Origin of the sequence: Natrarchaeobaculum sulfurireducens, from assembly GCF_003430825.1 — an archaeon.
In the GTDB taxonomy this organism is placed as follows: domain Archaea; phylum Halobacteriota; class Halobacteria; order Halobacteriales; family Natrialbaceae; genus Natrarchaeobaculum; species Natrarchaeobaculum sulfurireducens.
In genome coordinates this window covers 2,621,870-2,639,641 of sequence record NZ_CP024047.1, presented here as the reverse complement: position 1 = coordinate 2,639,641, position 17,772 = coordinate 2,621,870, and the positions used below count along the sequence as shown (strand labels likewise).

16 protein-coding genes are annotated in these 17,772 nt (G+C 65.5%); 11 read left to right on the top strand and 5 right to left on the bottom strand.

What is annotated here, in order from left to right; translation table 11 throughout:
- The first annotated feature begins 100 nt into the window (after window positions 1–100).
- Entirely contained in the window at window positions 101–2,068 is a 1,968-nt protein-coding gene (locus AArc1_RS13995; RefSeq protein WP_117365905.1) for an acetate--CoA ligase, read from the top strand.
- A 21-nt stretch (window positions 2,069–2,089) separates the two neighbouring features.
- Here the strand turns inward: AArc1_RS13995 and AArc1_RS13990 are convergent, their stop codons facing one another.
- The 3 genes from AArc1_RS13990 to AArc1_RS13980 all read right to left on the bottom strand — a co-directional run bounded on the left by AArc1_RS13990 (window position 2,090) and on the right by AArc1_RS13980 (window position 4,358).
- Window positions 2,090–2,437, bottom strand: a complete 348-nt coding sequence (locus AArc1_RS13990; RefSeq protein ID WP_117364955.1) for a 4a-hydroxytetrahydrobiopterin dehydratase — start codon at window positions 2,435–2,437, stop codon at window positions 2,090–2,092.
- A gap of 73 nt (window positions 2,438–2,510) precedes the next feature.
- The gene (locus AArc1_RS13985) at window positions 2,511–2,900 is read right to left on the bottom strand and encodes a Zn-ribbon domain-containing OB-fold protein (protein ID WP_117364954.1); all 390 of its coding nucleotides are present in this window, start codon (window positions 2,898–2,900) and stop codon (window positions 2,511–2,513) included.
- Window positions 2,901–3,191: 291 nt separating this feature from the next.
- Window positions 3,192–4,358 (bottom strand): thiolase domain-containing protein, encoded by a 1,167-nt coding sequence (locus AArc1_RS13980; RefSeq protein WP_117364953.1) that lies wholly within the window; start codon window positions 4,356–4,358, stop codon window positions 3,192–3,194.
- A gap of 161 nt (window positions 4,359–4,519) precedes the next feature.
- Here AArc1_RS13980 and AArc1_RS13975 point away from each other — a divergent pair, with 161 nt between their 5' ends.
- Window positions 4,520–5,587 (top strand): M42 family metallopeptidase, encoded by a 1,068-nt coding sequence (locus tag AArc1_RS13975; protein ID WP_117364952.1) that lies wholly within the window; start codon window positions 4,520–4,522, stop codon window positions 5,585–5,587.
- Window positions 5,588–5,626: 39 nt separating this feature from the next.
- On the opposite strand, the gene trkA is transcribed toward AArc1_RS13975, so the two are convergent.
- Both trkA and AArc1_RS13965 read right to left on the bottom strand, forming a co-directional pair.
- Window positions 5,627–6,964 carry a Trk system potassium transporter TrkA gene (gene trkA, locus AArc1_RS13970; RefSeq protein ID WP_117364951.1) on the bottom strand — a complete coding sequence of 446 codons (1,338 nt, stop codon included), beginning with the start codon at window positions 6,962–6,964 and terminating at the stop codon, window positions 5,627–5,629.
- A 133-nt stretch (window positions 6,965–7,097) separates the two neighbouring features.
- Window positions 7,098–7,619, bottom strand: a complete 522-nt coding sequence (locus AArc1_RS13965) for an SRPBCC family protein (RefSeq protein WP_117364950.1) — start codon at window positions 7,617–7,619, stop codon at window positions 7,098–7,100.
- 103 nt (window positions 7,620–7,722) lie between these two features.
- Between AArc1_RS13965 and AArc1_RS13960 the strand changes: the two genes are divergently transcribed.
- The 9 genes from AArc1_RS13960 (at window position 7,723) to AArc1_RS13920 (ending at window position 17,767) form a co-directional block, all read left to right on the top strand.
- Window positions 7,723–8,556, top strand: coding sequence for an NAD(P)/FAD-dependent oxidoreductase (locus AArc1_RS13960; protein ID WP_323368564.1), 834 nt, complete (start codon window positions 7,723–7,725; stop codon window positions 8,554–8,556).
- An 88-nt stretch (window positions 8,557–8,644) separates the two neighbouring features.
- Window positions 8,645–9,814 (top strand): bifunctional phosphopantothenoylcysteine decarboxylase/phosphopantothenate--cysteine ligase CoaBC, encoded by a 1,170-nt coding sequence (gene coaBC, locus AArc1_RS13955; RefSeq protein ID WP_117364948.1) that lies wholly within the window; start codon window positions 8,645–8,647, stop codon window positions 9,812–9,814.
- A gap of 204 nt (window positions 9,815–10,018) precedes the next feature.
- Window positions 10,019–10,633, top strand: coding sequence for a DUF7344 domain-containing protein (locus AArc1_RS13950; protein ID WP_117364947.1), 615 nt, complete (start codon window positions 10,019–10,021; stop codon window positions 10,631–10,633).
- Between the two features lie 192 nt (window positions 10,634–10,825).
- On the top strand, window positions 10,826–11,395 hold the full coding sequence (hpt, locus tag AArc1_RS13945; RefSeq protein WP_117364946.1) for a hypoxanthine/guanine phosphoribosyltransferase: 570 nt from the start codon (window positions 10,826–10,828) through the stop codon (window positions 11,393–11,395).
- A gap of 228 nt (window positions 11,396–11,623) precedes the next feature.
- Window positions 11,624–13,276 (top strand): ABC transporter substrate-binding protein, encoded by a 1,653-nt coding sequence (locus tag AArc1_RS13940; RefSeq protein ID WP_117364945.1) that lies wholly within the window; start codon window positions 11,624–11,626, stop codon window positions 13,274–13,276.
- A gap of 21 nt (window positions 13,277–13,297) precedes the next feature.
- Entirely contained in the window at window positions 13,298–14,251 is a 954-nt protein-coding gene (locus tag AArc1_RS13935; RefSeq protein ID WP_117364944.1) for an ABC transporter permease, read from the top strand.
- On the top strand, window positions 14,248–15,339 hold the full coding sequence (locus AArc1_RS13930) for an ABC transporter permease (protein WP_117364943.1): 1,092 nt from the start codon (window positions 14,248–14,250) through the stop codon (window positions 15,337–15,339). The genes AArc1_RS13935 and AArc1_RS13930 overlap by 4 nt, the downstream gene beginning before the upstream one ends.
- Window positions 15,339–16,409 carry an ABC transporter ATP-binding protein gene (locus tag AArc1_RS13925; protein WP_117364942.1) on the top strand — a complete coding sequence of 357 codons (1,071 nt, stop codon included), beginning with the start codon at window positions 15,339–15,341 and terminating at the stop codon, window positions 16,407–16,409. The genes AArc1_RS13930 and AArc1_RS13925 overlap by 1 nt, the downstream gene beginning before the upstream one ends.
- Window positions 16,406–17,767 (top strand): ABC transporter ATP-binding protein, encoded by a 1,362-nt coding sequence (locus AArc1_RS13920; protein WP_117364941.1) that lies wholly within the window; start codon window positions 16,406–16,408, stop codon window positions 17,765–17,767. Before AArc1_RS13925 ends, AArc1_RS13920 begins: the two co-directional genes overlap by 4 nt.
- Window positions 17,768–17,772 lie beyond the last annotated feature (5 nt).

The following is a 17,772-nucleotide window of genomic DNA, read 5'->3' as shown; positions in this document are numbered from 1 at the left end:
CCTGACACCACGTGGTGGATCTGCTCTGTCGACGACCCGTATGTCCACTGATGACATCGAGCACAACATACAGATGCATCGGGGTCGTACGAACGATTCTATGGTCAACCAGGGACCGGATCCACCCGCTCGAGGCGACCCCCTCCATCCCAGACGACCGTCGGCCGCATTCGGACGCGAATCGACCGATGTGGAGGGCCCGCTCGCGGACGACTTCGACCGCGAGTGGCCGGCGTGCTGGGAGACGGCCGCGTCGTTGCTCGAGTGGCACGAGCCTTACGACGCCGTACTGGACGACGACGATGCCCCGTTCTACCGATGGTTCGTCGGTGGTCGACTGAACGCGGCGGAAAACTGCGTCGACCGCCATCTCGAGTCCCGACAGAACCAGGTCGCCCTCCGCTGGGAAGGCAAACGCGGGGAACGGCGTGCGTACACCTACCTCGATCTCTACCGGGAGGTCAACGCCGTCGCCGCTGCGCTGCGTGATCTCGGCGTCGAGGAAGACGACGTCGTCACGTTCTACCTGCCGAACCTCCCGGCGTTGCCGATCGGGATGCTCGCCTGTGCCCGCATCGGCGCCCACCACAACGTCGTCTTCGCCGGCTTCGCGCCCGACGCGCTCGCCGATCGGATGGATGGCGTCGACTCGAGCGTGCTGGTCACCTGCGACGGCCACTTCCGGGAGGGGACGGCCATCGGACAGAAACGGAAAGCGGACGCGGCGCTGGCCGCACTCGAGACGTCGATCCCGACGATCGTCGTCGATCGGCTGGGGCCGAGCCACGACACCCAGCTGGGGGACGACCAGTACGATTACGACGGCCTCGTGACGACGTTTACTGGCGAGGAAGTCGAGCCGGTTCCCCGTGCGGCGACCGATCCGCTCTTTCATATCCACACGTCCGGGACGACCGGCGAGCCCCAGCGGATGACCCACGCGACCGGTGGGTATCTCGCGGGGACGGCCTGGACGGCTGGGACGGTGTTCGACCTCTCGCCCGGTGATACCTACTGGTGTACGGCCGACGTCGGCTGGATCACCGGCCACTCCTACGTCGTCTATGGGCCGCTCGCCCGCGGAGCGACGGTCGTCCTCGCGGAGGGCAGCCTTCGGTACCCGGATCGCCACCGGCCGTGGGAGGTCATCGAGCGCAACGGCGTCGAGGTGCTCTACACCACCCCCGGGACAGTCAGAACGTTCGCGAAGTGGGGTGAGTCTTTCCCCGCAGCCCACGATCTCTGCTCGTTGCGGCTGCTCGGGACCGTCGGCGAACCGATCGGGCCGGACACCTGGGAGTGGTACTACACCAACGTCGGCGGCGAGCGGTGTCCGATCGTCGATACCTGGTGGCAGACCGAAACCGGGAGCATCCTGCTCTCGACGCTGCCCGGCACCGACGAGATGAAACCGGGATCGGTCGGCCCACCATTGCCCGGGATCGAGGTCGGGATCGTCGACGAACACGGCCGGGAACTTCCGCCCGGCGAGCCTGGCTATCTCACGATCGAGCGCCCCTGGCCGTCGATGCTCTCGCCGCTCGAGGGCGACGAGTACTGGGTCCTAGCGGAATACTGGCAGGAGTTCTCGGATCCGCGGGCCGACAGCTGGTCGTACTTCACCGGCGACCGCGCGGTCGTCGACGACGACGGCTACGTCCGGATCATCGGCCGCGACGACGATGTCGTCACGGTCGGCAACCGACGCCTCGGCACGGCCGAACTCGAGGCGGCGATCACTGCCGTCGACGGCGTCACGGAAGCCGCCGCCGTCGCGGGTACCGACGGGGGCGACACCGAACTCTACGTCTTCGCAACGGTCGCCCAGGAGCGTCGTGACCGGGAAACGATCCGGGAGGCCGTCGCGGACTCGGTCGCCGAGCGCGTCGGCGAGTTCGTCCGTCCTGGGGCGGTCGTCTTCACTCCGGAACTGCCCGAAACGCACTCTGGGAAGACGATGTACCGGATCCTAGAGCGCATCGTCGAAGACGCTCCGCTCGAGGACAGCGATCCGCTGCGCAACCCCGAGATCGTCGGCGAACTCGCGACGATATGGGCTCGCGAGTGAGCTACTCGCGTCGGCTGATCGTCACTCCTCGGGATACTCCTCGTAGCACCGGTCCATCTTCGCGGCCATGACGAAATCCGACTCGTGTAAGCCGTCGATCTTGTGTGTCCACACCTCGATCCGGACTTCGCCCCACTGGAGGTGGATGTCCGGGTGGTGCCACTCCTCTTCGGCGAGTTCGCCGACCTCGTAGGTGAACTCGAGCGCGTTGCGGAAGTCCGGGAACTCGTAGGCTCCCTCGAGATGGTGGTCGTCAACGACCGCCCAGACGTCGTCCTCGAGTTCCCCGAGGTAGTCCGCGTACTCCGGCTCGGTGAGCGGTTCGTCCTCGGACGTACAGGCTTCACACTCCTGATCGGCGAGGGCCATACCTCGTGTGAACGTGCCGCAATAACAAAGGCCGTTCGCTGGCGGTGAACGCGATGGGGAACCGGTAGGTCGATCAGACCGGACTGAACCCGAGGACGCGCTCGTCGGTCGTCTCCGAGACCGTCACTTCGAGTTCGATCTCGAGGCCGCTCTCGACCGCGTCGACGTCGACGCCGATGACCTGCCCCGTAATACGGACGGGGCCGAAGTTCGCGATGGCCGTCGCGTAGGGGGCGTCGTCTTCGAACGCTGGCGTCGGGACGTACGTGACGGTGAACGTCTCGATTTCGCCGCTCTCTGGCAGGGGGACTTCCTCGAGATCGGTCGAGCCGCAGTCGGGACAGACACGCCGCGGTGGCAGCGAACCGTGATCGTTTGGACACTCGAGGTAGTACGCTTGGCCCTCCTCGACGGCGTCGAGCCAGTCGTCGAAGCCAGCATCCCGGACGGTGTTTTCGCTCACGCAACCACCTCCAGAGCATACGCTGGCGTCATTGCGTTCGCTTCACTACGTTCGCTCACGCAACCACCTCCAGAGCATACGCTGGCGTCATTGCGTTCGCTTCACTACGTTCGCTCACGCAACCACCTCCAGAGCATACGCTGGCGTCATTGCGTTCGCTTCACTACGTTCGCTCACGCAACCACCTCCAGAGCATACGCTGGCGTCATTGCGTTCGCTTCACTACGTTTGCTCACGCAACCACCTCCAGAGCATACGCTGGCGTCATTGCGTTCGCTTCACTACGTTCGCTCACGCAACCACCTCCAAAACGTGGACGACCGCGCTGGCGACGGTGCCACCTGCGTTGTGGGTGACGCCGATCGTCGCGTCGTCGACGGACTCGCTGTTGGGATGGGTCCCAGCGAGCAGGGTCGTGATCTCGGCGATCTGAGAGGCACCGGTCGCGCCGACGGGGTGACCCTTCGCTTTCAGCCCGCCCGAGAGGTTGATCGGCGTCTCTCCCTCGGCGGTCGTCCGACCGTCACGGGCCGCCGTGATCCCCTTACCGACCGGCTCGAGACCGAGCGCCTCGATCGCGAGCACTTCGGCGATCGTAAAGCAGTCGTGGACCTCGGCGACGTCGACGTCTCCTGCATCGACGCCGGCGTCTGCGTAGGCTTCTTCGCCGGCCTCGCGGGCGGCCGGCGAGCGTGCGAGGTAGTCTCGGTCGTGTAAGGCGAATCTGTCGCCACCCTGTCCCGAGCCGGTGATCGCGACCGGAGCTTCGAGCCCGTGGGCTTCGGCGTAGGCCGCACTCGTCAGGACGACCGCTGCGGCCCCATCGGAGATCGGACAGGAGTCGTACAGTCCGAGCGGGCTCGAGACCTGCGGGGCCTCGAGGACGTCCGAGACCTCGATCGCGTTCTGGTACTGCGCGTTGTCGTTTGGCAGTGCGTTCTCGTGGTTCTTGACGGCGATGTGGGCCAGATCCTCGTGTTCGCCGCCGTACTCGGTGAAATAGGCCTGCGCCATCAGCGCGTATGCACCGGGGAACGTCATCCCGGCTCGCACCTCCCAGAGTTCGTCGGCGGCGATGGCGAGCGCCTCCGTTGCCCCCGCCGTCCCGAGGTTCGTCATCCGCTCGACGCCGCCGACGAGGACGACATCGGCCGCACCGCTGCGGATTCGAACCACAGCATCACGGACGGCCACGCCGCTCGAGGCACACGCGGCTTCGTAGCGGGTCGCCGGGGCGTCGACTCCGGCGGCTTCGGCCATCAGCGGCCCCTGGTGGCCCTGGTGTTCGGCGAGTTCGCCCATAAAATTCCCGTAGAAGACGGCGTCGACGTCCTCACGGGGGACACCGCTGTCTTCGAAGGCTGCGATACTCGCCTCCGCGAAGAGGTCGCGGCCGGTCCGCTCGGGTGCGTTCCCGAACGCGGTCAACCCTGTTCCTGCAACACGTACGTCACTCATGAACACACAGTACTATACCGACGGGCTAATATCCAGCGGGTACCATCGAACTCTGCGATCAGTCCCGAAGGAGCCGACCGGGGATCGGGAGTCGCGGTTGAGCCCCCGTCCAGACAGCCGAGAACCACGTGTTTATAGCCCAGAACGGAACACGTCTAGTCATGACTTCGACATCCCTCGACGTCGAACTCCTGACGGAACTGACCGAGACGAGCGGGGTCCCCGGCTACGAGGACCGAATTCGACAACTCGTCGTCCGCGAGCTAGCAGACAGTGTCGACCGCGTCCGAACCGACGCGATGGGGAACGTCGTCGGCACGCTCGAGGGAGACACCGACCACGAGGTGGCCGTCGCGGCCCACATGGACGAGATCGGGTTCATGGTGAGATATGTGAAAGGCGACGACGACGGCTTCGGGTTCGTCGAACTCGACCCGCTCGGCGGCTGGGATGCCCGCGTGCTCAAAGCCCAGCGAGTGACGATCCACACCGAAGACGGCGACGTCCCTGGCGTCATCGGCTCGCCCCCGCCACACACCCTCGACGAGAAAGAACGCGAGAAGACCCCCGAGGTCTCGGACGTCGTCGTCGACGTCGGCCTTCCCTCCGAGGAGGCCACCGAGCGCATCTCGCCCGGCAACCTCGTGACGATGGACCAGACCACCGAACGCGTCGGCGAGACGATCACCGGCAAAGCCCTCGACGACCGCGTCTGTCTGTTCGCCATGCTCGAGGCCGCCCGCCGACTCGAGGAGCCCGACGCGACGATCCACTTCTGTGCAACGGCCCAGGAGGAAGTCGGCCTGCGTGGCGCCCGTGCACTCGGCGTCGACGTCGATCCCGACCTTGCTATCGCACTCGACGTCACCGTCGCGAACGACGTCCCCGGCTTCGACGCCGGCGAGCGCGTCACGGCACTCGGCGACGGCACTGCAATCAAACTCAAAGACTCGAGCGTCATCACCAACCCGAAGGTCCACCGTCGGATGAAAGCCGTCGCCGAGGACCGCGAAATCGACTACCAACTCGAGATCCTCCCCGCCGGCGGCACCGACACAGCCGGATTCCAGCACACCGCCGGCGCAAAGCCCGTCGGCGCCATCTCGATCCCGACGCGTTACCTCCACACCGTCACCGAGACTGCCCACGTCGACGATATCGCAGGCACGATCGACTTGCTCGAGGCATTCCTCGAGACCGAAGACGGGAGCCACGAGTACACGCTCTGAGCCAACTGCTCGACCGAGTTCGTACGCTATCGGACGGCATCACAGCGCCGCGGCGACCTCGTCGAGCACCTCGGTGTCGACGAAGACGACGACGTGGTCACCACCTTCGAGGACGGTCTCACCCCGGGGCGTGATCAACTCCCCGTCGCGGGTGACGGCACCGATCACGACCCCTTCCGGGAGGTCGGCCATTACCTCGCGAATCCGGGTCTTACAGAGCACGCTGTCCGCGTCGACTTCGATCTCGAGCACTTCGGCACGGTCGTGCTCGAGCATCGCGAGTTTCTCGGTTCGGTGTTCGCGAGTGAACCGGGTGATCTCTTCGGCGGTGACCAGTCGCGGGTTGATCGCGACGTCCATCCCGACGGTCTCGAAGAGGTCAGCGTACTCGCCGTACTCGACGACGCCGATGGTGCGCCCGACGCCGATGCGTTTCGCGAGCAACGAGACGAGCAGGTTCTTCTCGTCGCTCTCGAGGGCGGCGACGACGATGTCGGATTCGTCGACGTGCTCGCGAACGAGGAAGTCGATGTCCGTCGCATCGCTTTGTAAGACGAGCGTCTGCGGGAGCCGTTCGGCTAGCTCACGTGCCCGGTCGGGGTCGCGCTCGAGGAGTCGGGGTTCCAACCCAGCGGCCTCGAATAGGCGGGCCGTCTGGTACCCGACCTCGCTCCCGCCGACGACGACGACTTCGTTAGCCTGCTCGAGCGTCGGAGCGGGCGTCAACGAGCCGGCGAACTCGCGGACGCTCTCTTCGGAGCCGATGACGACGACGGCGTCGTGGGGCTGGATCACCGTCTCGCCTTCGGGGATCACGACGTCGTCGTCACGGAGAATCGCTGCGAACGTCAGCGACTCGTATCGGTCGGCTTCGGCGACGGTCTCGCCGGCGATCGGGCTCGTCGGTTTCACGTCGAATTCGGCCATCCGGACGAGTCCGTTCGCGAAGCTATCCACGTCGCGAGCGCCCGGCAGTCCCGCGATGTCGACGATCGCCTCCGCGGCATGAAGGTCGGTACAGACCATGAAATCGACGCCGAAGGCCTCTTCTGATCGCTCCCAGGTCCGCAACAGATTCGTGCGTTTGATTCGTGCGATCGTAAACGCGTCGTCCATAGCCTTCGCCGCGCCGCAGATGACCACGTTTGTTTCGTCGACGTCGGTGCTCGCAATCACCATGTCCGCCCGCTCGAGACCGGCTTCTTCGAGTGTTTCGAGTGACGTGCCATTGCCCTCGAGTGCGAGTACGTCCTGATCGTAGGTGATCGACTCGACCCGCTCGCGGTCCCGGTCGATCATGACCACGTCGTGGGCGTCTTGGAGCCGTTCGGCGATGTTCGTTCCGACTTCGCCTGCGCCGACGACGATCACCCGCACGGCTGTCCCTCCCACGGCTCGACCGGTGCCATACTCCGTGCTACCGGGGCCAGTGTCAAGTGAGTTGTCGTCGGGGCCACAACACGACTCTCCGGCGGCGGTTCCGCTGGGGACCCATACTGGTCGGCCATGCTCAGGGTACTTCGTGAATCGTCAGTTCCACGTCGCGGTGACTGCCCTCGATATCGGCGACGAGCCGTTCGACGACGGTCTGGGCCTCGTTGAGGAGCCGTGGCCGAACCTTCTTGATCACCCAGTCGAGCGAGACGAACCGCGGCAACGAGATAGCGTCTTTATTCGCAGAGTGTGGGTCGTACATCGCCTCGAAGTAGATCCGGCTCGCGGTCTCTACGTCCGGCGGTGCCGACTCGGGTTCGGCCTCGACGCGCCACGTACCGCGGGCGTCGATGTCGTTGACCAGTCGCCACTCGAGCGACTCGGGTTCGGTGATGTCGACTACCTTCGACCGGGCGGTGTACGTGAGCTTCCACCACCCGAGCCGAAGGTCGTAGACCGAGCCGACGCCGCCGTCACCGTGGACCCGCACCTCCTCGAGGTGGTTCGTATAGCGCGGATACTCCTTGAACGAGCAGACGTACGGAAAGACCTCCTCGGGCGAACGATAGGCGACGGTGCTGAGGAGAATTCTGTCCACACCCATCGTACACGACAGGCGAAAGTAATACTGTCGGACAGAACGAGCGTGAGCATTCGCCGTGCCTCGAGCGACTTCGTCAGTGACTGATTCATGTCAGTGACTGCTGTCCGACAGGTACGTATCGGAATCCGCTCAGTCCGACGGTGTCGCAACCGAGGTAGCAACCTTTGATAGCTGTCGGCAGGAACGACGACACATGCGTGACATCTGTATCGTCGGCGGTGGTGTCGCCGGTCTCGCCGCCTCGATGTTCACCGAGAGAGCAGGACTCGACACCCTCGTCGTCGACGGCGGCGAGTCGATCCTCGCACGAAATGCCAGCCTCGAGAACTACCCCGGCTTTCCGGACGGTGTCGACGCCCGTCGGTACCTACGGCTCGCCCGCAAGCAAGCCCGAAACGCGGGCGTAACGTTTGAACTCGGCCGGGTGACAAGCGTCGAACCGATCGACGAATCCGACCTCGAGCAGGGGTTCGTCCTCGAGACAGACGGCGGCGACCCGCTCTCTGCCCGGCGCGTGATCGCCGCGTCCTGGCCAAACAGCGAGTACCTCGTCCCGCTCGACGTGGGCCGAATCCAGCGCGGGAGCAAGTATCACGTCGACGTCGACGACGCAGGACGGACGGCCGTCGACGGCGTCTACGCCGCCGGTCGGATCGCCGGCGAACCCCACCAGACGATCGTCGCTGCGGGACACGGCGCGAAGGTCGCCCTCGCGGTGATCCACGACTCCGACGCCAACTTCTACCACGATTGGGTCGCCCCGGAGGGGTACTTCACCGCTCGTGACCGGAACATTCCACCGGGCTGTGAGGAGATCGACGACGCGGAGCGACGACGACGCGACGAACAGGCTCGAGAGACGATCCTCGAGGCCTTCGCTGAACCGCTCGACGAGCAGCCGACGATGCACCCGAGCGTCGAACGGGAGTGATCGACGCGGCACCGGCGACGGGGACGACGACGGCGACCGTCGGCGGGGCTCGCTACCCTTAACACGTCGCCGTGTGAACACCAGCCAAATGCTCGAGGGAGTCAACGTCGCACTCGGGGTGACGGGGTCGATCGCGGCCGTCAAGACCGTCGAACTGGCCCACGAGTTGCGACGCCAGGGGGCCGAGGTTCGGGCCGTAACCACCGCCAGCGCACAGGGAATCATCCACCCCTGGGCGCTCGAGTTCGCGACCGAAAACGAGGTCGTCACCGAGATCACGGGCCGCGTCGAACACGTCGAACTTTGTGGCTACGATGGCTGGGCCGACGTCTTCCTGATCGCGCCAGCGACGGCGAACACGGTCGGCAAGATCGCCGGTGCGGTCGACGACACTCCCGTGACGACGACGGCGACGACCGCACTCGGCGCCGACACGCCGGTCGTAATCGCCCCTGCGATGCACGAACCGATGTACGACCATCCCGGCGTACTCGAGGCCATCGAGACCGTCGAAGAGTGGGGCGTCGACTTCGTTGACCCACGGATCGAGGAGGGGAAAGCCAAGATCGCGAGCGAGGAGGCCATCGTCTGTGACGTCGCTCGCGCAGCGGGTGACCGACCGCTTTCCGGCGAGCACGTCGTCGTCACCAGCGGGGCGACCAGCGAGTCGATCGACCCCGTCCGAGTGCTGACGAACCGTTCCTCGGGGAAGATGGGCAACGCCGTCGCCAGGGCCTGTTACATCCGCGGTGCCGACGTCACGCTGGTCCACGACGGTCCCGAGGTCCCCTACGCTGACGTCCGTGCGGTCGAAAGCGCTGCCGAGATGCTCGAGGCGACCCACGAAGCCTGTACCGACGCCGGTGTCCTCGTTTCGGCGGCCGCAATCGGCGACTACACCGTCGAGAAAAGCCCAGAGAAGATTCGCTCCGGCCAGGAGCTGACGCTCGAGCTCGAGCCAACGCCGAAGCTCATCGACGAACTCCGCGAGGCACGGCCCGACCTGCCGATCGTCGGCTTCAAAACCGAAACCTCCGGCGACGACGCGGCGATGATCGAGGCGGCCAGACACACCCTCGAGCGGGCTGCTCTCGCGTTCGTCGTCGCCAACGACGCGAGCGTCATGGGTGGCGACCGGACGCGAGCACTGTTCGTCCACCGTGAAGACGCCGCCCGGTACGAAGGATCGAAAGACGGACTCGCCGCAGAGATCGCCGAATCGATCGTGACGATCAGTACCGGTAACTCGACGGCGTGATACGCCACGCTTGGCGGAAATCCGATGGCCGGATTCCACGTCCTTCAGGGCGTGGAGGAGGTCAATTGGTCTCGGTTGTCGTGTCTGCACTGTAACTTTCTCGCGGAGGACAGGAGAATTATATAGGTGGCGTTCATGCGACGACGTAATGGCTGAACGAGCGGGTCTGGAACGCAACAATCCCTCCAGCCGACGGTGACCTATATGGCGACGCAACGACGCCAGCCGCCGTCGGAAACCGACGCCGACGCCGACGCCGACGTCGATCCACCCGAACTTACCAAGGGTGACGTCTTCGAGGTACTTCGCAACCAGCGCCGTCGCTACGTCCTCCACTATCTGAAACGCGACGATCGACCGGTCGAACTCGGCGATCTCGCCCAGCAGGTCGCCGCCTGGGAGTACGAGACGACGACCGAGGAAGTGACATCGGCCCAACGAAAGCGCGTCTACACGACGCTTCAACAGACCCATCTGCCGAAGATGGACGAGGTAGGTATCCTCACGTTCGACTCCGACCACGGCGTGATCCAGGCGACCGACCGGACCCACGATATCAGCGTCTACCTCGAGATCGTCCCCGGCCACGAGTTCGCCTGGCGCGAACTGTATCTCTCGCTGGGCGCGATAAGCTGTGCGCTGGCCGCAGCGCTCTGGCTCGAGATCGATCCGTTCACGGCGCTTTCGGACCTGACCTGGATGGGGATCGTCGCCGTCACGTTCACTGCGACAGCGGCCGCTCACATCTACTACGAACGCCACATGCGTCTGGGCCACGGCGACGAGCCACCGGAACTCAGTTACGGCTCTGACGGCTGACGACCGACCGCTGTCTGACTGGTGGGGCTGGGTTGCCGTCTGCTGTTCGACCGACTGCTCGAGCGGCCACGAAACCGGCCGCACTGGCCGGGTCGCTCGTGACCTCCCGAAGTGGCTCGCGGGCTGGTATCGCCGCTCACACGCCGTCGACCGGATCGTCACCTTTTACTTCGCTTCCACCCCACCTGCGACATGGATCAGTTGAAGCAGTCGCTTCTCGAGGCGCCGATCGTCGAGAAAAACGGCTATCACTACTTTGTACACCCGATCAGCGACGGGGTGCCGAAACTCGACCCTGGTCTGCTTCGCGAGATCGTCATCCGAATCATCCGCAAGGCGAAACTCGAGGACGTCGACCGGATCGTCACGCCGGCGGCGATGGGCATTCACATCTCGACGGCCGTCTCGCTAATGACCGACATTCCGCTGACCGTCATCCGTAAACGCGAGTACGGGCTCGAACACGAGGTCGCCATCTCTCAGCAGACCGGTTACTCCGAAAACGAGATGTACATCAACGACGTTACCGAGGGCGAACGCGTCCTCGTCATCGACGACGTGCTCTCGACGGGCGGGACGCTCGCTTCGGTGCTCGAGGCGCTCGACGGTATCGGGGCCGAAGTCGTCGACACCGTCGCGGTGATCAAGAAGGTCGGCGGTGAGAACAAAGTCGACGACGCGGGCTACGACGTCAAGACACTGATCAACGTCGACGTCGTCGACGGTGACGTCGTGATCGTCGACGAGACTGGCGACGACTGAGACTGGAGTGCAACCCGGTATCGGTGATCGTCTCTCGGGACAGTGAGTGCCCGAAAGCGATGACAACGATCGTTCCGCGGCGGGCTTCGGTCCCGATTTCTGACACAGTTTACAACCGGCTGCGTGTCTCTCCGAACAGCGACCCGTTCCAGACAGATCACTCTCCGGTTGACACGACGGTCTCTGACGGCGAACAGTATATACCGACGGCGTCGCAACTGGTGGCGTATGGATGCGTCGGAGGGATGGAGGCGGCGTGGGAGCCGACGATCGGTTCTGAGTCGGATCGGTGCCGCCGTAACCGTCGGGCTGGCTGGCTGCGTGACTGCCGACGAGAACGAGACTCGCTCCGACAGCGAGGGGGCTGACGACGAGGCGATTGCACTCGTCGAGCGCGGCCTCGAGGCGGCGGGCGTCGATCCGCCGGTCGAGACGACGATCTACGCGAACGTCGAGAACGACGAGCGGGTCCGGTGGGCCCAGCTCGTCCAGCAGGAACTGAACGAGACGGGGTTGTTCGACGTCTCGTTCGAGCAACTCGAGTGGGGTCAGTACCAGGATCTCTGTTTCAGTATGGCCGACAGCGAGGAAAACGCCCTCGTCACGCTCGACGTCAGCGGCGGCTGGGATCCGCACACGTACCTCGAGCCGCTGTTTCACTCCGAAAAGGCCGCCCCGTCCGGTCTCAACTTCAACCACTTCGAAAGCGAGACCGTCGACGAACTACTCGAGGCTGGCCTTGCCGAGTCAGACGAGACGCATCGGCGGGAGCTGTACGCGGAGCTTCAGGAGGAACTCGTCCGTCGGGCCCCCGTGTCGATCGTTCGGTTCGGCGAATCGGCTACCGTCTACCGGCGCGACGTCGTCGACGACTGGCGGAGCTATCCGTTGCCGGGCAGCGAGTACGAGTCCGTCTTCGCTCCGTACGCTGAAACCGCCGTCTCGATCTCGAACACCGACCGACTCGTCGGCGATGCAATCGCGTCGATCTCGAACACTGACCCGGTCCAGATGCACGACACCACGTCGAATATGGCGACGACGCTTCTTTATGAGGGGCTCCTCGGCGTCGACTTCGACGGGACGCCTCGGCCACAACTCGCCACCGACTGGGAGCGACTCGACGAAACGACGTATCGCTTCGACTTGCGATCGGACGTGACCTTCCACAACGGCGAGTCGCTCACCGCCGAGCACGTCCAGTTCTCCCTCGAGCGCTACGACGGGACGCCACGCGAGGCCGACGTTTTCGAGTGGCTCGACGCCGTCGACGTGCTCGATGACTCGACGCTCGAGATCAGCCTCACGGAGCCGTACGGGCCGTTCGAGACGTCCGCCAACGTGCCGATCGTCCCGCTTGCGGCCGGCGAGGACGGCGACGTCGACCTCGTCGAGACGCCGGTCGGAACCGGACCCTACCAGTTCGCAGGCCAGTCGAGCGGCGAATACTGGGACCTCGAGCGGTTCGAAGATCACTGGGCTGTCGACGAGGGCGGCGTCGACAGCCAGCCGGTCGAGACGATCCGCCTGCGGGTTCTTACCGATGCGGCCGCCAGACAGGCCGCACTCGAGGCTGGCGAGATCGACGTTGCGACAGGACTCACCGCCGAGAGCGTCGACCAACTCGCGAGCGACGAGACGTACGGCGTCGAGCGAACCGTCGCCGGTCAGTACGACTTCCTCATCTATCCGACCTACCTCGCACCGTTCGACGAGGTCGACGTTCGCCGGGGAATCGACCGTCTCCTCCCGCGCGACCGGATCGTCGAGACCGTCTACGCCGGTTCTGGGACCGTCGCCTACACGCCGGTGCCACCGCTGCTCGAGTCGTTCGTCGATCCGGCGTTCGAAGCGCATATCCTCGACGAGTTCTTCGGTTGACACCACCTGAACGGATCAGTAATGGCGCTTGGAAAGTACGTTCTCGAACGAACGCTGCTCGCAATGCCGGTACTGGTCGGTGTGTCGGCGATTACGTTCGGGCTACTCCACCTCGCGCCTGGCGATCCGATCGACGTCCTCGTCGGGTTCGAAGGGATCGATCCAGCAGTTCGAGACGACCTGCGAACGGAGTACGGCTTCGACGATCCCGTCTGGCAGCAGTATCTCGGCTGGGTACACGACGTGCTCTTTCTGGAGTTCGGTGAGTCCCCGATCACCGGCCGCGACGTCGAGGCCACGATCGCCGAGCGCTTGCCAGCGACGCTCCTGCTCGGGCTTTCCGCGTGGGTCGTCTCGCTCGCCGTTGGCATTCCTGCGGGTGTACTCGCGGCGACCACCGCCAGCCGAACCGCCGACGAAGTCGGTCGTCTCGCCGCCCTGGCTGCGATCGCGACGCCGAACTTCTGGCTCGGGCTCGTCCTTCTGTTCGTCTTCGGCGTCCAGCTGGGTTGGGTCCGAGTGACGCCGCCCGACGCGTCCTTGCTGAGCCTCGAGATGCTGTGGTTTATGCTGTTGCCGACGCTCACGTTGGCGGCGGCCTCGGCCGCCCTGGTTATGCGACTGCTACGCGCGTCGATGCGTCGTGAACTCGAGAAAGAGTACGTCCGGGCTGCCCGCGCGAGGGGGCTTCGCGAGCGGACGGTACTTCTGAAACACGTCCTTCGGAACTCGCTGGCCGCGGTCGTCACCGTCACTGGCTTACAGATCGCGTTTCTCGTCGACGGTGCCGTCGTCGTCGAGCAGGTGTTCTCCTGGCCAGGGATGGGCCAGTTGCTCGTCGAGGCGATCGACCAGCGTGATTTCCCCGTCGTCCAGGCTGCGGTGCTGTTGATCGCGGTTTCCGTCGTCGTCGCAAATCTGCTCGTCGACATCGTCTACGCCGTCCTCGATCCACGAATCAGGTACGACCGATGACCCGACCAGGCCCAACCACGCGACGCGGACGTATCCGGATCGAGGGCTTCGACCGAGACGTCGACGAAACGACGGTCCGTGCGTCGACCAGCGAGAGGGCTGTTCGAGACGACGACTTCGAGTCGACTCGCTCGAGGCCGCTTGCCGAGGCCACTCCGTCCACCGACGCCGCTGGATCACGGTCGCAGACGGCGGGCGTCTGGGCTCGGTTTCGAACGAACCGGTCGGCCACCCTCGGTGCGGTGCTCGTCTTCGGACTGGCGCTGGTCGCAGTTTTCGCCCGGCCGCTCGAGGTCGCGACGATGGGGTATCGAATCACGCTCCAGCCGTTCGCGCTGGCGCCGTACGATCCCGCGGCGATGTACGTCGGACCACCGAACGCCGGGCCGTCGCTCGCACACCCGTTCGGGACCGACTGGGCGGGCCGAGACGTGTTCTCGCGTGTGCTGGTCGGCGGTCGGTACAGTCTGGCAATCGGCGCGATTGCAGTCGCACTGGCCCTGGGAATCGGGATTCCCGTCGGGGCGGTCGCGGGGTACGTCGGCGGCTGGGTCGACGAACTGCTCATGCGTCTCGTCGACGCGCTCTATGCGTTCCCGTTTCTCGTCCTGGCGATCGCCGTCGTCGCGCTCCTCGGGCAGGGCTTCTGGAACGTCGTCGCCGCGCTCGTCGTCACCGGCTGGCTCTCGTACGCCCGACTCCTGCGCGGTGAGGTCCTCTCGATTCGGGATGCCCAGTACGTCCGCGCCTCGAGCGCGCTCGGAACGTCAACTCGAACGATCCTCACCAGACACGTCGTCCCCAATGCGATCGCGCCGGTGATCGTCCAGGCGACGTTGAACGTCGGCACGGTCGTCCTCGCGGCCGCCGCGCTCGGGTTTTTGGGGCTCGGATTACCCCCCGGGACGCCCGAGTGGGGGACGATGCTCGCCCGCGGGCAGACCGCCCTGCTCCAGGGCCACTGGCACGTCACCGTCTTCCCAGGCCTGGCCCTGTTCTTGTTCGTACTCGCGATCAATCTCGTCGGTGATGGAGTGGCCGTCGCGCTCGACCCACGAACCGACGACGCCGAACGGAGGGGTCGGTAGTGGCGCTGCTCGAGGTCGAATCGCTCACCGTCGACTTCTACACTGACGCTGGCGTCGTCCGCGCCGTCGACGGCCTCAGTTACCGGCTCGAGCGCGGCGAGACGTTTGGGATCGTCGGCGAGAGCGGGGCCGGGAAGACCGTCGCGAGCCTGGCACTGCTCGGGCTCGTCGGAGACGGCGAGATCGTCGACGGGACGATCCGGTTCGACGGCCGGGAGCTACTCTCGTGTTCGCCCTCGGAACTCCGTGCGATCCGTGGCAATCGCCTCTCGATGTCGTTCCAGAACGCAGCGGCGACGTTCAACCCCGTCTACACCGTCGGCGAGCAGATCGCCGAGACGATCCGTGCCCACGAAGCCGTCTCCCGACGTACAGCCCGCGAGCGGACGATCGATCTCCTCGAGCGCGTCGAAATCGCCGCATCAGCGAGCCGGTACGCCGACTACCCCCACGAGTTCTCCGGCGGGATGCTCCAGCGGGCCGCCGTCGCCATGGCGCTCGCCTGTGACCCCGACCTCCTGATCCTCGACGAGCCCACGACCGGGCTCGACGTCACCGTCCAGGCACAGCTGCTCGAGTTGCTCGAGATCCTCGCACGCGACGACGAGATGGCCATTCAGCTCGTCACCCACGATCTGGGCGTCGTCGCAGCCTGTTGTGATCGGGCGCTGGTGCTTTACGCCGGCGATGCGGTCGAACGCGCGCCGGTCGAGGAACTGTTCTACGATCCCAAACACCCCTACACTGCGGGTCTCATGGCCTCGATCCCGCGCATCGGCGACGGACGGGATCGGCTGCCACCAATCCCCGGTTCGATGCCCGATCCGGTCGACCGTCCGACCGGCTGTCGATTTCACCCGCGGTGTCCGTACGCCGAGGCAGTCTGTGCGACGCGGGATCCACCGTTGCTCGAGGCTGATACCGGACGGCCCGTGACGGACGTGGCGAGCGGCGGCTCCGACGTTCACGTCGCCGCTTGTCACGAGTACACGGGCGACCTCGACGGCGGCCTCGAGTACGAGGTGCGAATCGTCGGCGAGGAGGAGGAAACTGGGGGTGATCGTCGATGACCGACGACGTCCGCTTGCGCGCCGAGAACCTGCAGACGCACTACGAGACGACGGACGGCCTCCTCGAGCGACTGCTTGGCCGCGGTGAAACCGTCCGCGCAGTCGACGGCGTTGACCTCGAACTTGCGGCCGGCGAGACGCTGGGACTCGTCGGCGAGAGCGGCTGTGGCAAGACGACGCTCGCACAGACGCTGGTCGGGCTGCTCGAGCCCACGGCCGGGACGGTCAGCTACCGCGGTACCGACGTCACCACCCTCACAGGTCGTGAGCGCGAGGCGTTCCGGACGAGCGTCCAGTACCTCTTTCAGAACCCCGACGCCAGCCTGAACCCGCAGTTGCCCGTTCGAGCCCTCGTGGCCGAGCCACTCGAGGCCCACGAACTCGTATCCGCGCCACGTCGGGACGAGCGCATCGCGGAGCTGCTCGAGTGCGTCGGTCTGGACGCCACCTACGCGAGTCGCTACCCCCACGAGTGCTCCGGCGGGCAGCGCCAGCGGATCGCGATTGCCCGCGCACTCGCGCTCGAGCCCGAGGTGCTCGTCTGTGACGAACCCGTCTCGGCGCTCGACGCCAGCGAACAGGCCCGTATCCTCAATCTGCTCGCGGACCTCCAGGACGAGTTCGGCCTCTCGATCCTCGTCGTCAGTCACGATCTCTCCGTGATCGAACACGTCTCCGACCGGATCGCCGTCATGTACCTCGGACGGATCGTCGAACGGGGGTCCCCGACCGACCTCTTCGGTAGCCACGGGGAGGGGTCCCGCGAGGTCCACCCCTACACCGAGGCGCTGCTGTCGGCACTCCCCGAACCCGACCCATGCTGGGTAGGCGAGCGAATCGTCCTCGAAGGCGAAGTCCCCTCGCCGATCGACCCGCCGTCGGGCTGTCGGTTCCACACGCGCTGTCCACGTATCGTCCCACCCGACGCGTTCGATCTCGAGGCAGACGAGTTTCGGCCCGTAATGGTGCTTCGGGCTCGGCTCGAGGACGCGATCGACGACTCGACCGACGACGGCCTCGCAGCGCTCGGGGTCGCGCCCGCTCGCGACGACGCCACCGAAACTGGTGCCAATGCGTCGGCAATCCGGGAGGCAGTCGGCGTTCCAACGCCGCTTTCGGACCCCGACGCGGACGCCATCCTCGAAGACGCACTCGAGCGAGTCGCCGACGGCGACCTCGCGTCGGCCCGAACGCAACTCGCAGAGGCGTTCGAGACGCCGTGTGAAACTTCCGCCCCGTCGTTTCAGTCCGTCTCTGACACCGGCGGTGACTCGTGCGGACACGTCGTTGCCTGCCACCGGTACGACGACCCCGCAGCCGACGGCTCGGGTGACGACACGTTTTTCGGCCCACGATGAGAGCG

Bases quoted from the DNA above. Each gene is read 5' to 3' on its own strand.
- coaBC (WP_117364948.1), top strand. From the start codon at position 8,645: ATGCTCGAGGGAGTCAACGTCGCACTCGGGGTGACGGGGTCGATCGCG.
- AArc1_RS13920 (WP_117364941.1), top strand. From the start codon at position 16,406: ATGACCGACGACGTCCGCTTGCGCGCCGAGAACCTGCAGACGCACTAC.
- AArc1_RS13950 (WP_117364947.1), top strand. From the start codon at position 10,019: ATGGCGACGCAACGACGCCAGCCGCCGTCGGAAACCGACGCCGACGCC.
- AArc1_RS13930 (WP_117364943.1), top strand. From the start codon at position 14,248: ATGACCCGACCAGGCCCAACCACGCGACGCGGACGTATCCGGATCGAG.
- AArc1_RS13980 (WP_117364953.1), bottom strand. From the start codon at position 4,358: ATGAGTGACGTACGTGTTGCAGGAACAGGGTTGACCGCGTTCGGGAAC.
- AArc1_RS13935 (WP_117364944.1), top strand. From the start codon at position 13,298: ATGGCGCTTGGAAAGTACGTTCTCGAACGAACGCTGCTCGCAATGCCG.
- AArc1_RS13990 (WP_117364955.1), bottom strand. From the start codon at position 2,437: ATGGCCCTCGCCGATCAGGAGTGTGAAGCCTGTACGTCCGAGGACGAA.
- AArc1_RS13940 (WP_117364945.1), top strand. From the start codon at position 11,624: ATGGATGCGTCGGAGGGATGGAGGCGGCGTGGGAGCCGACGATCGGTT.
- hpt (WP_117364946.1), top strand. From the start codon at position 10,826: ATGGATCAGTTGAAGCAGTCGCTTCTCGAGGCGCCGATCGTCGAGAAA.
- AArc1_RS13995 (WP_117365905.1), top strand. From the start codon at position 101: ATGGTCAACCAGGGACCGGATCCACCCGCTCGAGGCGACCCCCTCCAT.
- AArc1_RS13975 (WP_117364952.1), top strand. From the start codon at position 4,520: ATGACTTCGACATCCCTCGACGTCGAACTCCTGACGGAACTGACCGAG.